Annotated in this window: 12 protein-coding genes and 2 pseudogenes; 5 read left to right on the plus strand and 9 right to left on the minus strand. The window is 59.9% G+C overall.

All coding sequences use genetic code 11. The annotated features are described in order from the left end of the window. Window positions 1-13: 13 nt before the first annotated feature. The 6 genes from BFN67_RS22600 to BFN67_RS22620 all read right to left on the minus strand — a co-directional run bounded on the left by BFN67_RS22600 (window position 14) and on the right by BFN67_RS22620 (window position 4,390). A complete protein-coding gene (locus tag BFN67_RS22600) occupies window positions 14-235 on the minus strand; it encodes a hypothetical protein (RefSeq protein WP_080921713.1) in 222 nt (73 codons plus the stop codon). Next, on the minus strand, window positions 232-423 hold the full coding sequence (locus tag BFN67_RS24220) for a hypothetical protein (RefSeq protein WP_139789299.1): 192 nt from the start codon (window positions 421-423) through the stop codon (window positions 232-234). The genes BFN67_RS22600 and BFN67_RS24220 overlap by 4 nt, the downstream gene beginning before the upstream one ends. 214 nt (window positions 424-637) lie before the next feature. Continuing rightward, entirely contained in the window at window positions 638-1,030 is a 393-nt protein-coding gene (locus BFN67_RS22605) for a hypothetical protein (protein ID WP_080921785.1), read from the minus strand. A gap of 85 nt (window positions 1,031-1,115) precedes the next feature. Then, window positions 1,116-1,592: a hypothetical protein gene (locus tag BFN67_RS22610; protein WP_080921714.1), complete on the minus strand. Its 477-nt coding sequence runs from the start codon at window positions 1,590-1,592 to the stop codon at window positions 1,116-1,118. A gap of 75 nt (window positions 1,593-1,667) precedes the next feature. Then, entirely contained in the window at window positions 1,668-3,815 is a 2,148-nt protein-coding gene (locus tag BFN67_RS22615; RefSeq protein ID WP_080921786.1) for a ParB/RepB/Spo0J family partition protein, read from the minus strand. Between the two features lie 338 nt (window positions 3,816-4,153). Then, window positions 4,154-4,390 (minus strand): hypothetical protein, encoded by a 237-nt coding sequence (locus BFN67_RS22620; protein ID WP_080921715.1) that lies wholly within the window; start codon window positions 4,388-4,390, stop codon window positions 4,154-4,156. A gap of 103 nt (window positions 4,391-4,493) precedes the next feature. Between BFN67_RS22620 and BFN67_RS24430 the strand changes: the two genes are divergently transcribed. Beyond that, complete coding sequence (locus tag BFN67_RS24430; protein WP_158083555.1) at window positions 4,494-5,030, plus strand: hypothetical protein; 537 nt, start codon at window positions 4,494-4,496, stop codon at window positions 5,028-5,030. 95 nt (window positions 5,031-5,125) lie between these two features. Here the strand turns inward: BFN67_RS24430 and BFN67_RS22630 are convergent. After that, a pseudogene (locus tag BFN67_RS22630) lies at window positions 5,126-5,502 on the minus strand (DUF2958 domain-containing protein). A gap of 189 nt (window positions 5,503-5,691) precedes the next feature. Next, window positions 5,692-6,888 carry a DUF932 domain-containing protein gene (locus BFN67_RS22635; RefSeq protein WP_080921716.1) on the minus strand — a complete coding sequence of 399 codons (1,197 nt, stop codon included), beginning with the start codon at window positions 6,886-6,888 and terminating at the stop codon, window positions 5,692-5,694. 486 nt (window positions 6,889-7,374) lie between these two features. On the opposite strand from BFN67_RS22635, the gene BFN67_RS22640 reads away from it, so the two are divergent. Together BFN67_RS22640 and BFN67_RS22645 are read left to right on the plus strand one after the other, a co-directional pair. Next, complete coding sequence (locus BFN67_RS22640) at window positions 7,375-8,568, plus strand: DUF1173 domain-containing protein (RefSeq protein WP_080921787.1); 1,194 nt, start codon at window positions 7,375-7,377, stop codon at window positions 8,566-8,568. A 450-nt stretch (window positions 8,569-9,018) separates the two neighbouring features. Then, a complete protein-coding gene (locus BFN67_RS22645) occupies window positions 9,019-9,498 on the plus strand; it encodes a Ros/MucR family transcriptional regulator (RefSeq protein ID WP_080921717.1) in 480 nt (159 codons plus the stop codon). Between the two features lie 217 nt (window positions 9,499-9,715). On the opposite strand, the pseudogene BFN67_RS25000 reads toward BFN67_RS22645, so the two are convergent. Beyond that, a pseudogene (locus tag BFN67_RS25000) lies at window positions 9,716-10,964 on the minus strand (alpha-hydroxy-acid oxidizing protein). A 296-nt stretch (window positions 10,965-11,260) separates the two neighbouring features. Here BFN67_RS25000 and BFN67_RS22660 point away from each other — a divergent pair. Further along, entirely contained in the window at window positions 11,261-12,718 is a 1,458-nt protein-coding gene (locus BFN67_RS22660; RefSeq protein WP_080921720.1) for a phospholipase D-like domain-containing protein, read from the plus strand. An 868-nt stretch (window positions 12,719-13,586) separates the two neighbouring features. Continuing rightward, window positions 13,587-14,255 (plus strand): RNA polymerase sigma factor, encoded by a 669-nt coding sequence (locus BFN67_RS22670; RefSeq protein WP_080921722.1) that lies wholly within the window; start codon window positions 13,587-13,589, stop codon window positions 14,253-14,255. Window positions 14,256-14,260: the final 5 nt, after the last annotated feature.

A 14,260-nucleotide genomic window follows, 5' to 3' on the forward strand; every position in this document is an offset into this window, starting at 1 on the left:
ACGTGATTGATCGTCAGGCGGCCTGCGCGACAACGATGACAATCCGGTGACTGGCCCCGCCGACATGGTGGTCGATGCTGTGGACGACATGCCGGACACCCTTTGGCGCGGAGCTGATGATGACGGTGTCTCCGACATGCGGAAGCGCGGCAAGGTTGCAATGCCAGTAGGGGGTGCCGCCTTTTTCCTCGAATGTCGCGCGAAGCGGCAGGTCGTAGCCATCCTCGATGCTCATGCTGGTTCCACCTCCTCGTTCTGGAGATCCCAGCCGGTCTTCCAGCGCGGATCATCAAAGTCGGGTATGTCGATGGCGCCGGATGACGCTTTCTCAACGGCTTCGTCTTCATCTTCTGCCTCAACCTCGATCTCGATGACGCGTGCGGCCTTGAAGACCTGGACCATCCTGATCCTGTGCTTTCCCATGTCCTTTTCCTTTCGGAGGTTTCCTGGTCGATGTGACGGATGGGCGAGGCATGTGACCGCGCCGCCGGTTGCGTAGTATCGGCGGACGATATCGATCACCGTCCGTCCGGAATCGTGGGTCACGCCTGCCCGGACAATTGGCGCGGTCAAGCCTGTGCCATCGGGCGGCTCGCACCCGTCGGCATCATGGCTTTTTGTGTGTTAGGGTTTGGCGTCAGGCAGCGCGCCGATCGGACGAAAGTGTCTTGTTTCGACCGATGCCAGTGATGGCGTGAACGGCCGCGGCGAGCGCCGTAACATCGTCAAGCATATCGAGCGAGACGAAATGGTTCGCACCTCCAGTATAGTCGGTGCGGCTCTTGCAGGTGCGGATCAGGATACCATGCCCAGACGACATGCCGAACTGGCCGACCTGGATGTAGGCGCGATCGTGGTGCAAGGTGATTTCGCCGGAAACGGCGATGCCCGCTTTGTTCGACCTCAGGTCGTAGCTGCCGGGCGGCAGGGCAAGCTCAGCGGCGAGCTTCTTCAGCCGTGAACGGGCGGTCATGTGAAAACGTCTCTTGTGCTGCTCGTCATAGGAGCAGCTTCTGTTCCAGTCGAACATGTCGATCTCCATGAAATGAAACAGGCCCGGCGATCGCTTGCGCGACCCCGAGCCTATCATCGGTTGGGTGTATGCTGCGGAAACGTCAGGCGGCCGCGCGGCCCTCGATGACGTCGGCGCCGACCTCGTCGGCCGATACCTCCTCCAGATACGCACGGCTGTAGCGGTTGCTTGCGAGCCAGCGTTCGGCCGCCTCCTTGTTGGCGGCGAGATGCAGAAGTTCCGGACTGTCGCCAAGCGATTGCAGAACGCGGACGCTACCGATTGCGGGACGCTCGGCGATTTCGAAATGCAGGTCGCTCTCGACCGAGTAGGTGCGCCTGACTGAGATTACGACGATGCCGTCTTGTCCGAAATCGCCTTCGTGAAGCGTGAAACAGGCCGGCGAACTGTAGGTCGGCCGCTCGCGCGGTGGTTCCTTCTTCACCAGGCGGCCGACACCGTTGCGGGATTTCCAGGCGGCGAGCTTCTTTCTGAACCGCTCTGGGGGTTTCGGGGTGGAGTCAAAGTATCGAATGACGCTCCCCAGGCTGGCGTAATCGTAGACGATATGAGCAGGCATTTGCGGAATTCTCCCTATGAGGAAACAGAAAGGGCCCGGCGGATGCGCCGGGCCCAGTGAGGATCGGAAGGCCGGTTACTCGGCCGCTTGAAGGCTTTCTGCCTTTTCGTCGGTTCCGGTAACGGGCTCGTTGGAGGACGGATCGGCATCCTCTGCGAGGAAGGCCGGGAGTTCGCCCACATCGACATCGAGGGCAGGATCCGCCGACATGTCGCCGGCGAGCTCGTCATCAATGTCGGCAACCGCGCCGCCTGTCTCGAGGCGGAGTGGCTCGGGCAACCAGTTCGACCCCTCAAGAAGGCGGGCAGCCTCACGCGCCATGAGGTCCTTCTTCATGTGGTCGATCAGCTGCGCAGAATCCTCGCCGCGAGCTTCCCGCACCGCCTGGACGATCCGGGCCTTGGTGACACGGCCAAGATAATTGTCCACGGTCGGCTCCCAGCCGGTTGCAACCATGTCGAACTGGAGCGTGGCGGCGATTGCATCGGCGTGAGCGAGCGCGCCCGGCCGCCTGTTCCACGGCTCGACGACAGCGTTGAGGGAGAGCGAGGCGCAATGCGCGAAGAGCGCCTTGCGACTGTCCTCGTCGAGGCCGAGGAGGAAGGCCCAGAGATTGTCGCTATCGGGCATATCCCTGTCCCAGGCCTCATGACGCTCGGTGATCTCCTTCGCCCAGGGGGTTTCGGCGAGACCGTGAACCTGGCCGAAACTGTTGCTGATCATGCTGATTTCGAGGCAGCTGTCCTTGGCGAACCGGTAGAACACCTGCAGCACGAGGGCATGGAGAACTGCAACGAAGGCGATGTCGACGTCGCCGGCGAGCGCATTGCGCAGCGCAAGCGTCTTTTGCGCGGTGAGATCGGAAACGAGGCGATCGGGTAGTGGCTTGATGCCTTCCTCCTCGGGTTCCTCAGCGGCATCGGACGTCCCATTCACGGGCCGGCCGTTGACGACAACGCCATGGGAGTCATCATAGGAATGCGGCGAGTCGCGATCCTCGCCGGTGTCATCGTCGTTATCCTCGTCCGTCTCGGCGCGCGGTTCGTCCTCAGGACGGATGAAGCCCGCGTCGATCTGAAGCTGGCCGTTCGCGGCAAGGGTGATGAACGCGCCGGAGATGGCCTTGTGCGCCGGATCGTAGACTTGGGGACGATCGCTGAAAGCGTCGAGTTCGGAGCCGAGCTGGTCGAGTTTGTTTTCGATCTCCTCGTCTGCGTCTTCCGCTTCGGCATATTCGGCGTCGAGCTTGTCATACTCGGCCTTCACGGCGTCGTGACGGGCAAGCTCCTCCGTATTCAACTCCTCCGGTTCGGCATAGACACGCCGCATGCCATTGGTGTGGCCATAGGGAAAGCTGATAGCCGCTTCGACCCACTTCCAGCCATCGATGCGGAATGCCTCCGCGTCGACCTTCAGCTTGTCAAAGACCAACTGCTCGAGGAGCGCTGCATCCTGGAACCAGCCGCCGGCATCCGGCTCGATGAGATCGCGCAGGATACCCCCGCCGGCTGCCTCATAGGCGTCGGCTCCGACATAGACCGCGCGGCGATCGTCAGCGCGAACCGTGGTTTCCGTCAGCAAGCGCCGGATGTAGTAGGGTTCCTGCATATGCGAATTGGAGACACGGTCCCAGACTTGCTCCTGGCGTGAATGATCCTTGGAGATGGCGAAAGCATGGAGCTGTTCGAGCTTAACCTCGTCCTGCTCATAGAGGTCGAGCAGCTTCGGAGAAACAGAGGCCAGCTTCAGACGATGCTGCACGGTATTCGCCGACACCAGGTATCGGGCGGCGATTTCCTCGATACCGAGGCCCTGATCGCTGAGCGTCTTGAAGGCTCGGAACTGATCGAGCGGGTGCAGGTTTTCCCGATGCGTGTTCTCGGCCAGCGAATCGTCCTCCATGCTCGTTGTGTCAGTGCGCTTGACGACACAGGGAGTCGGCTGGTTCTTCGCCATACGCTTCTGCTTCACCAGAAGTTCGAGTGCGCTGTAGCGCCGGCCACCGGCGGGAGCTTCGTAGCGTCCTGTTTCCTTGCCATCACTGTCGCGGCTTGGGCGGACGTTCAGGCTTTGCAACAGCCCGCGAAGGGCGATGTCGTCGGCAAGATCTTCGATCGATACACCGTTCTTGATCCGGCGAACGTTCTTTTGGGACAGTTCGATCAGATGAAATGGAATGTTTTCTGACTGATCGAGGACGATTTTCTGATTGGCCTTTGCCATTGTCAGGGTCTCCATGACGAGCGGTGCGGGGCCTCTCCCCGAACCTCCTAGCCCGTCAGAATCCCCCCATCCCCCCTCTGCCTCTCTGACCAGGCGCCGGAGCTTCCCGCTGGCGCAACTGCGTGGTGGACTATGGGAGGCGTGGACGCAGATCGGGCCGTCACGATCGAGAGATTCAATCTTGCCGGGTGAAAGGCTATTCGCCCGACTCGGCGATGTCGACGCGACCGGCTTTGCGCAGCGCGTCGACCATTCGGGTGTGGCCCATCAGGATATGGATCATTGCCTGCCTGTCGACGGTGACCGTCCTGCTCGTGCTGCGGGTTCGATCGCTCCGCTCATGCCCCGAGGCGTGCATCATAGTCCGCGATCGGCGTGGCGGCATCGCGGAATCCGTAATGTGCCGACAGGAAGGCGACCCTGGCGCGAGTTCCATCAGGATCCGTCGCGCGGAGCGTTCGCCAGATCGGGCCATCATAGCGAATGTATGCCGGAATGAGTCCGGGGTCGTGACGCTTGGTTGCCGCACAGGCGAGGATGAGCAATCTCCGGGTCGAGGTCGAAGGCGAACTCATGGCTTGCCCTCCCGGCCGGTGGCCACCAATACTTCGACGCGGCGCGTGTCGGCATCCTGAGCGAGGCGTCGGAGCATTCTCCTCGCACCTCGAGATCGACCCAGTGACCGTCACGGCCGACATGGGAGTCGCGCAGGCGATGACCGGAGGATGTGTAGAAGCTCTCATGCGGGTTGTTGAGCCGCACGCGCGTGCGCAGAAACAGGATTCCCGAGCCGAGATCGCCGCAAAACAGGAACTCGTCGGCCGACGTGGCCTTTGGGCCGCCGCCGATCTTCCGATGTCCGATCTGGCGGAAGGCTTCGTCGAAACTGGCAGGGTCTGGTGTCGTGCGTGCCGTCAGTTTCCCATCGAAGATCCAGGGCGGGCGATGGGGGTCGACGCGACCGATGGCGATCTGGTGAAGCAGATCGAGCAAACAGGTCGGGTCTGCTGGATAGGGGCATGTTCGCCAGAGATCGCGTACGGTCCGGCGCAGTCGACCCGGCAGCTCAAAGAGGCGATTCCGAGCCTTGCGCCAGCGCGCGGCCCGCTGGGATCGCTGCTCGTGTTCGCGTTCCTCCCACCAGACGTGGCGGCGGGCCATTTCTTCGTCGACACCGTGCTGGCGTTCGGCGATCATCTCGGCGAAAAGTGGTAGCGCCTCACGTTCGAGACGTTGCTTGCGCTTGAAGGCGGCGCGCTTACGCGACGTATCTCGATAGGGCTCGGGTTTTGGCCAAGGGCGGAAACGCATCATGCCCCCTCCCCGTGCCCGGACCGCAGCGCGCTGGAAAGGATGCGGACCGCGGCTGTGATGCTGCCGGTTTCCCGGCGGCGTCGGCATAGGCCGAGATTGGGAATGCGCCGGTGAAAAAGATGTCGCGTTCGATATGCATGCCGAACGGCAGGCGTAGCGACGAAAGCTCTTCGAGGCTGAACGAGCCGAGCTCTGGCACATCATTGAGCTGCACCAAGCCGAACGGCATATCGCTATCCGCATCGAGCTCGGTGGCAAGACATGTGCCGATGCCGATAGGATTGAAGAACTTGACCACGGGCACATGGTCACGATCGCGTTGGCGGCTATTGGCGAGGAGTTGCTCGTGCTGGTTCGGTGTCAGCAACGGCATGGGGTTCGCAGCGGTTTCGTGCATTGGTCGTGCTCCACAACGGGCAGCCGAAAGCCCGTCTTTCGACCTGGCGACCCGTCATGAGGAAAGGCGCCGTCCCCGTGCTGTTGAGGACGGCGCCTTTGGCGGCAATCGTGAAGTTGACGACAGGCAACGAACGCACGGGGCACATCGCCGGATCCGAAGAGATCAGGTGGCGAAGTCGAGAAGCTTCTTCGCCTTGCCTTCCATCTCCAGCCGCACGTCCTGATGTTCCTTGTCGCGGGCAACCCGGGTGATCCCCTGCACGAAATCGAAGATCGACGCCGGCGGATGGCCTTCCTCGGTCAGCACGGTATCGATGATTTTCGTGGTTTCGGCCTTCGAGAAGCCGCGCTTGCGCAGGAAGCTGGTGCGGTCCTCGTCGTCGCGGGCGACGATCCGTTCCCGTGCTGCCTTGATGCCGGTGATGAAGGGCATGGGCGAGGACTCGGCGAACTGGATCAGGGCAGGCTCAGCTTCAAGGGCGAAGCGCGACGCGGCATATTTGGAGTGGCGAATGGTGATTTCCTGGAAATCCTCGACGCCCCACAAATTACGATTCTGGCACACGGCGCGCAGATAGAAGCTGGCAATTCCGAGCGTTCGAGCCCCGACTTCCGAGTTCCAGCAATAGAACCCGCGGAAATAGAGATCCGGGTCCCCGTTCGGCAGCCGACCAGCTTCAATCGGGTTGAGGTCGTCAACCAGAAAGAGGAAGACATCGCGGTCGGAGGCATAGAGGGTGGTCGTGTTCTTCGACACATCGACATTCGGGTTGTAGATGCCTGTCGACCAGTCGAGCACACCAGGAACTTTCCAGCGTGTGTCGCCGGTGCCGTTGCCGGCGATCTTCTGCACCGCCTCGACGAGCTCATGGTCGAAAATCCTGCCGTAATCCGGACCGGTCACCGCTCGAAGTTCAAGGCGGCCGTTCTCGATTTCCAGCGTCTTGACCTGTTCAGCGCGATGCGTGGAAAGGCCATATTGCAGGTTGATGCCGGCAAGCGGCGCGGGCAACTGACGCAGATAGGCAGCGGGCGCGCCGACCAGACTGGCGAGCTGGCCGAAACTCCAATGGGTCGGTGCGACCGGCTCCTGAGCGCCGGGTACCATCAGTGTGAGCTTTTCGGGATTGTCGCGAGAAGCCTCGACACGGATGGCTTCGCTTTCGACGATGCGGGTTCTACTGCGTTCTGACCGCCGCTTCACGGTATTGTACAGATCGGTGAGGGACAGGTAACGCTCGTCTGCCGGCCGGTTGAACCATTCCGACGACACGCGACCGATGCGCTGACCGCGGCTGATATCGACCTTGTAGCCGTCGCGCGCGATGCGTGTTGGTGCCTGAATTTCCATTTGGGTCATGGGATTGCTCCGCGGCGGATGCCGGGAGCCTCTCTCCCGGTCTATCACCCGCCACCTGATTCCGGCCTCCCTCTGCCTCTGGCGGCGCGGGCCGGCGAAGCAACGAGGCTGCGGCAGCGCGCCTGCGTCAGGGATGCGCCCGAAGAGGGAAGACCGGCCGCAGGCCGGGCTTCAGAAGAGCCCGCAGCCCGGCTCCCGAAGGTAGACGCCACCGGCCCGTCGGAACAGGTCCCCGTGCCGGTTGGCCGATACAGCTTATTGGCAGCATTATCGATCAGAACGGGCTGGCTCGATGGGTACATGATCGATTCAGTACAAGCTGGACATAGCTCAAGGACATTTCTATCAAACTGTCGGACGCGCTGAATTGATCTGCTGTTTGGCACGTTGCCAGTAATCCGGTCTGTTCGCCTTTGGGTTGCGCCCGTGCGAAAACCATGAATCTATAGGGATGGGGATACGGCTGTGTCCGGAGCGATGGAGGCGATGCGACGTTTCAGGTTAGCTGACCGGATTATCGAGGAAACGGATGAGAACCTACAGGACGCGCTTGCGGATGCTTATCGCAATCGTGTGCGGCCTTTGTGCTTGTGCAAAGAACCGGGTCTTGCGATGTATATCGCCCAGGTCGGCAGTCAGTACATCGTCAAGCGGATGCCGCTGTCGGGCGATGCGCATAATGCGAACTGCCCCTCCTACGATCCTCCGGATGAATTGTCGGGTCTCGGCGTGCTAATGGGCAGCGCCATCCAGGTCGATCCCGAGAGTGGGTTGTCGGCGCTCAAGGTCGAATTCAGCCTGACCCGGTTGGGCGCGCGTGCGGCACCTGCGATTGGTGCAAGTCGAGCAGATAGTGTAGCTGGTGGCACGAAGAAGTTGTCGCTGCGCAGCCTGCTGCATTATCTTTGGCACCAGGCTGAACTGACATCCTGGACCTCGCGCTGGGCAGGCAAGCGCCATTGGTGGAACAGCCGCTGGCATCTGCTGGAAGCTGCCGAGCAGATGAGGATCAAGGGCGGTACGCTCAGGGATGTGCTGTTCGTGCCGGAATCGTTTCGTGCAACGGACAAGGCGGCAATCGAACAGCGGCGAGCGGCAGCCATGGCGTCTGCGGTGCCACCGCGGAGCGGGCCGCGAAAGCTGATGATCCTTGTCGGCGAGGTCAAGGAGATCGTTCCCGCGCGCAACGGACATCGCCTGATCGTCAAGCATATGCCTGACTTTCCGTTCATGCTGGATGAGGCGCTGCATCGCCGACTCTGTGCGCGCTTCGAGATTGAATTCGCTCTGTGGGATGCAGACGAGCAGTCCCATCTGATGGTGATCGCCACTTTCGGCCTATCTCCAGCCGGTCTTGCCGTGATCGAGGAGATTGCCCTGATGATGGTGTCAGAAAGCTGGATTCCTTATGACTCCGTCTACGAAAAAAGACTGGTTGATGCGCTTGCGAAGGTCAGGTCGCGCAGCGTGAAGGGGCTGCGTTACAATTTGGCTGCGGAGACGCCAAGCGCGGCAGCGATCCTGCAGACGGGAAGTCAACCGGTGGGCCTGTATATCGTTCCGCAAACGGTAGACGGCGACTATGAGGACGCTTTGGGAGATCTCATCGCATCCCGACCGGATATAGGCGCCTGGGTTTGGCGGGTCGCCGATGGAGCGATGCCCGCGCTTCCGGTCTGACCGACTGGCTGTCTTGGATTAGGCGAGGTCCATTTGACACACGATCCAGGATCGTATCGCTGATGTTGACTCGTTTCCCAAGGATGATCTGCTCAGGCGTATGACGTTCATCGCGCAAGTAGTGCCGGGTTGCAGATCCGCGCCATGGCTTGCGCCGCGCCGCCCATTGTTCCGGGATCGAATAGTCGGGCTCGGTCGCTCAGAGTTCTCGCTTCCATTGCGGTTTATATTACTCAGCTCGAAGCCGATCCTGGACACAACCTGCACGAAGGTCTCCAGAAAATTGCAGCCGTCCAGATGCCGGACCAGCGAATAGACACCTCATTTGGCAGCGACCGTCGGCATCTTACAGCCGGATATCCTGCCAAACGTTGCAGACGAGCACTCTTCGTGTAACCAGATAGAGAGCCACCTGAGCTACCTCGAATTGAACCTCACCTGGATCGAGCAATGACCGAAGAAACCACCGTTGTGAAAGAATCTTTGATCGAGCTGACCACCGATATTGTGGCGGCCTATGTTAGCAATAATCCTGTTCCGGCCTCTGAACTTCCTACACTTATAGCCAACACTCACGCCGCAATTAGCGGATTGCGGTCTGTTTCCAGCACCGAGGTCGAGGAAAAGCCTATACCTGCCGTTTCAATTCGAAAATCGGTGACGCCGAATTTCCTGATTTGTCTCGAGGACAGCAAGAAGTTTAAATCGCTCAAGCGCCACCTTGCGACGCACCACAACCTGACCCCGGATGAATACCGGCAGAAGTGGAACCTGCCCGCTGACTATCCGATGGTGGCGCCGAACTACTCGGCGGCGCGCTCAGCAATGGCGAAGTCGATGGGGCTTGGACGCAAACCTGGATCTGGGAAGAAGTCCGGTACGGCTTCAAAGCCTGCACAACGAAAGAAACTCGGGCCGAAGTTCAGTTAATCGTCTTTCACGAACGTGCATTAGCGTAATGTCGCGATCAGGTCTTCCCGGTGGTTAAGCGTGTCCGCCTGCTTGATGCCGTGAGCTCGAATCTTATGGGCAATGATCGCGACAACCCGGTCGAACTGTCGTTGATCAACTGAAAATGCAGGCGAGCTTCTTGCTCGCCTGCCTCCATGTTGGAAGAGCCTGCTGCCTGGCTTGCCGCAAGGCCAGATTACTTTGTCGTCGCCTTCATGGCATCGTTCGCCGGTACCGCCATTGCGCTGGCTGACTGGGTGACGTGCTCCGACCCCAGGGCGTCAATCTTGTCGACCCCGAGATGCAGCATCGTGTTGACCAGTTCGCGGTTGAAATACTCCATCAGCCCGTTCACGCCGCCGGCGCCGCCCAGCGCCAGCGACCACCAGACCGGGCGACCGACGGCGACGGCATTGGCTCGGAGGGCGAGCGCCTTGGCTACGTCCATGCCGCGACGAATGCCGCTATCCATGATGATTGGAACGTCGCCCTGAACGGCATCGGCGATGGACGGAAGGACGGTGATGGCCGCCGGCGTTCCATCGAGCGCACGGCCACCATGATTGGAGACCTGGATCGCCGATGCTCCCACCTTGACCGCAGCAACAGCATCTTCCGACCGGGTGATACCTTTTACCACCACCGGCAATCCCGTAGTGGTCTTGATGAACTCCATGTCGGCCCAGGTAAGGTCCGTCTTGAACGCATTGGCATTCCCGGCCGGGAAATTGCCGTAGGGCAGCCAGGGACGATTGCGACCGAGGCGCACATATTCGTCTGATGACCCCTGCCAAATGGCATCGACGGTGAAGATGATTGCCTTGAAGCCGGCGTCACGCGCCCGTTCGAGGACCTCCTTCGACTCGCCCCGGTCAACGGTCAGATACATCTGGAACCATTTTGGTCCGGTGGATGCCTTGGCGATATCCTCCATGGCCGCGGTCGAGGCGCTCGAGACGCTGAGCAGACCGCCAGACTTGGCTGCTCCCTCGGCGGTGGCGACCTCGGCCGCCGGATGGACCAGTCCATGACTGCCCATCGGCGTGACTATTATCGGGTGAGACATTTTCGCCAAGGATCGTTACCGACGTATCGATCTTGTCCCGGACAACACCTCCCATTCTGTGCGGGGTAAACGGGTAGTCCCCGAACGCCCGACGGTTCTCACGAAGCGTCCATTGGTCGCCATTGCCGTGTGAAATGAACACGTAAACGCCTTCCGACAGGCTGGCCTTAGCCTGTTCTTCGAGGATATCGGCGCTGATGACCTCGAGAGCCTTGTTGATGCCCTTGCGGGTGATCGTCAGAGGATCGGTGCCGGCTTCTTCCGCCACCTGTGCGTGGGCTTTGCCCACGATAGACAGCCCGGCTGCGGCAACCCCTGCAGCCGAAAACTTCAAAACGTTCCTGCGAGAGGTATCCATGGCCACTACTTCGGTTTGCATGTGTGTCAGTCTGCCGGGCCGTGGCGAGTTGAAGCCAATGGCGGCGCAGATGTGTCTCGGGGGGGGGCTTCGAGATCATCCACAACGCCACGAGGCTGCAACTCGCACTCCCATCCTCATAACCGTCTAATGCTGCCAGAAGGGACTGAAAGCGTATTCCTTATGCTTGAGCAAGCCGGATCGAATCCGGAAAGGATTTTCCATATTACCGCGACCACGGTGGGCCTGCCGATAACGGAGTGTCGCCAACCTACACGCTAACGACATTGAGCGGATGATTGCGTAAGTTGCCTGCTATGTGGGATCTGCTCCTGACCTACTGGCCCCGTATTGTTGCCACCATTTCCGTGCTGGTCGCTGCCGCCGCCGCCGCCCATGCGGCGATGACGAAGGACGAAGTCCGGGCAGCCATCGGCTGGGTTGGGGTCATCCTCCTATCGCCAATCGTCGGCGCGCTTGTCTACGCAATCGCAGGAGTAAATCGGATTCGGCGCGGCTCGATTGCGGCGGAACGATCGGCAGCCGGGCATGAAATGCAGGCGCACCCGCGTTTCGATGTGACTGATAAGTTCGTCATTGAACGGTTTGGCAGACGGTTCACCGCCCTCAAGTCCGTGGGTGACAGGATAACCCATCATACGCTGACGACAGCAAACGCCGTCGAAATGCTCAAGACTGGCGACGAAGCCTACGCTGCAATGGTTGAGGCAATCGCAGGAGCGCGCTGCAGTGTGATCCTGGAGACTTATATCTTCGATCGAGATCCGATCGGATTGCGCATAGCGGACGCGCTGATAGAGGCTGTAAAACGAGGGGGCAGCGTGCGGGTGCTGATTGATGCGGTGGGAGCGCGCTACTCGGTCCCCAGCATCGTCGGTTATCTGCGTGAAGGCGGCGTCTCGACTGCTGTCTTCAACGGCAGCATCATCATGGGTCTGCGCCTGCCCTATGCTAATTTGAGGACTCACCGAAAGATACTGGTGGCCGACGGGTCGTCGGCTTTCGTAGGAGGAATGAACATCCGGCAGGAATTCACTGCGGAATTCGCCGGCTCCAGCATGGCGCATGACACGCATTTTCGCATGAAAGGACCGGTGGTCGCCGACATCTTCGCGGTAGCGGCCGAGGATTGGTACTTCGCCACCGGCGAGAGGTTGCACGGCGATGCCTGGAGGATCAAGACGCCGATCGGTGAACCGGGGTCGCCGGTGCTTGCGCGCGTCATCCCTTCCGGCCCCGATGCCAGCCTCGAGGCGAACCACAAGATGCTGATGGGTGCCTTCTCGGTCGCGCGCAAATCCATCCGCATCATGTCGCCTTATTTCCTGCCCGATCGCGAACTGATCAGCGCCTTGACGACGGCTGCCCGGCGCGGGGTCGATATCGATATCGTCGTCCCTTCCGCCAACAATCTCGTTCTCGTCGATCGCGCAATGACGGCCCAGTTCGACCAGGTTCTCAGGAGTTACTGCCGCGTCTGGCGTGCGGCAGGCAGCTTCGATCATTCGAAACTGCTTTCCGTGGACGGCACATGGGCATTCATCGGCTCGTCCAATCTCGATCCCCGATCCCTGCGATTGAACTTCGAAATCGACTTCGAAGTTCTGGACGGTACCTTTGCAAGCAGCATCGACGCGCGTATCGACGCTGTCATCGGTTCGGCAACAGAGGTCACGCTGTCCGATCTGCGCGCCCGACCCTTCCTGGTGCGACTGATTGACCGTATTCTCTGGCTCGGATCGCCTTATCTCTAACAGATGTATCCTTCAGGCTCATCCAAAGAGATTGACTGGGGTTTGCTATTACCTACCTATCAGACGGGTGTTTTGCACCGGGTCATGGCAATATCGGCGGAGATGGCAAAAATGATACAAAGATTGGAGGGCGTCTGCCGTTGAACATCCTTGAGCAGATACTGCGGGCGCGTGCAGCCTGTAGAGATGTGCGAAGGAGAAGCCACAGCATTGATGCCATCCCAGAGCCCTTCATCGGGCCAAAAGACAGCGCGATCTGTATTGCGAACGTCGCCACACTCAACCAGTGCAACAGCCGGATCGCGAAAGGCCACCGCAATCGAGATTTATCTGCCACGGCCGATCCAGCCTACCAATTCGACCAATCGAACCCCTCACGGACGCCCCGTTCTTAGGCCCGACTACGGACAGTCGCCATCAAACATGGCACCAAGAAATAACCGACCCGGTGGACCATAGCAACTACGAGGCTGCGGGTTGGAGAAAGGTAGCCGCTACATTGTGGGGTACTCGCCCCACAGACCACTTCGGCTCAGGTTTAGGGTAGCCAGCGCTTGGCGCACAATATAGCAGCTCTGGGATCGGATCACAGCGCGTAATGATAAAGTGCTCTCAGTGCAGTTCCTCCGTCCCGCAGTCGCAGTCAAGATTTCCCCATTGCCGCGACGTCGCTCTGCCAAATTCTCGGCGCAGCGACGTGGTTTCGCTAACCGGTGCGCTGCATTTCTACCCGTTTCTCGAAGAGGCGCACCGAATAGTTGGTAAGAATGGGGAAAGGGAAAAGATCTTAATCTAGATTAAAGAATTACACTGGGTGGTAACAGACGATAAATCCGAGCGAGCTCTGGCTCGCTAGACAGGAGCGTTCATGATCCACACTGAAGACCATGACTCGGTAGAAAGGATTTGGGAAGGCGACGGTGCCAAGCCGCACGATACAGCCGTCCAGCGAGCGTTGGTTGAGGTACGGCAAGAAATAATGCGTTTCCTTGAAAATCGGCTCCGCGACCGGGACGAAGCAGAGGAAGTGCTTCAACGGTTCTCCTTACGCGCCCTGGAGCGGTCATTTCAGCTTCGTGACGTTCGGACTGTGCGTGGCTGGTTAGGGAGGATTCTTGCAACAACTATCGTCGACCATCAGCGAGACCGGATAAGGCGTCGCAAGCGCGAAACAGAGGTCGATCCCGACAGTTTAGAGAACCATTCTGCCGAGTCCGACGTAGGTCTCGACGCGACCATTTGCAATTGTCTGTACCGGTTATTGCCTACGATTAAGGCGGAATATGCGGATATCATTTGGCGCGCGGACATTCTCGGCGAGCCACGCGATCGGCTTGCCGCAAGCCTTGGAACCTCGCTGAACAACATCACCGTCCGGTTGCACCGAGGCCGTCGCGCGCTTCGCAAGCGCCTAGAGGAGATGTGCCGGACCTGTCCCATCCACGGTTTTCTCGATTGTTACTGCGAAAAGGCGGAGCAGATCGCCGCAGCACGTGTTGCCATTTCAAATCATGAGAAGTCACCAAGAGACGTATAGAGGAC

The sequence above is a fragment of the Manganibacter manganicus genome (genome assembly GCF_002075885.1).
Lineage (GTDB): Bacteria > Pseudomonadota > Alphaproteobacteria > Rhizobiales > Rhizobiaceae > Mesorhizobium > Mesorhizobium manganicum.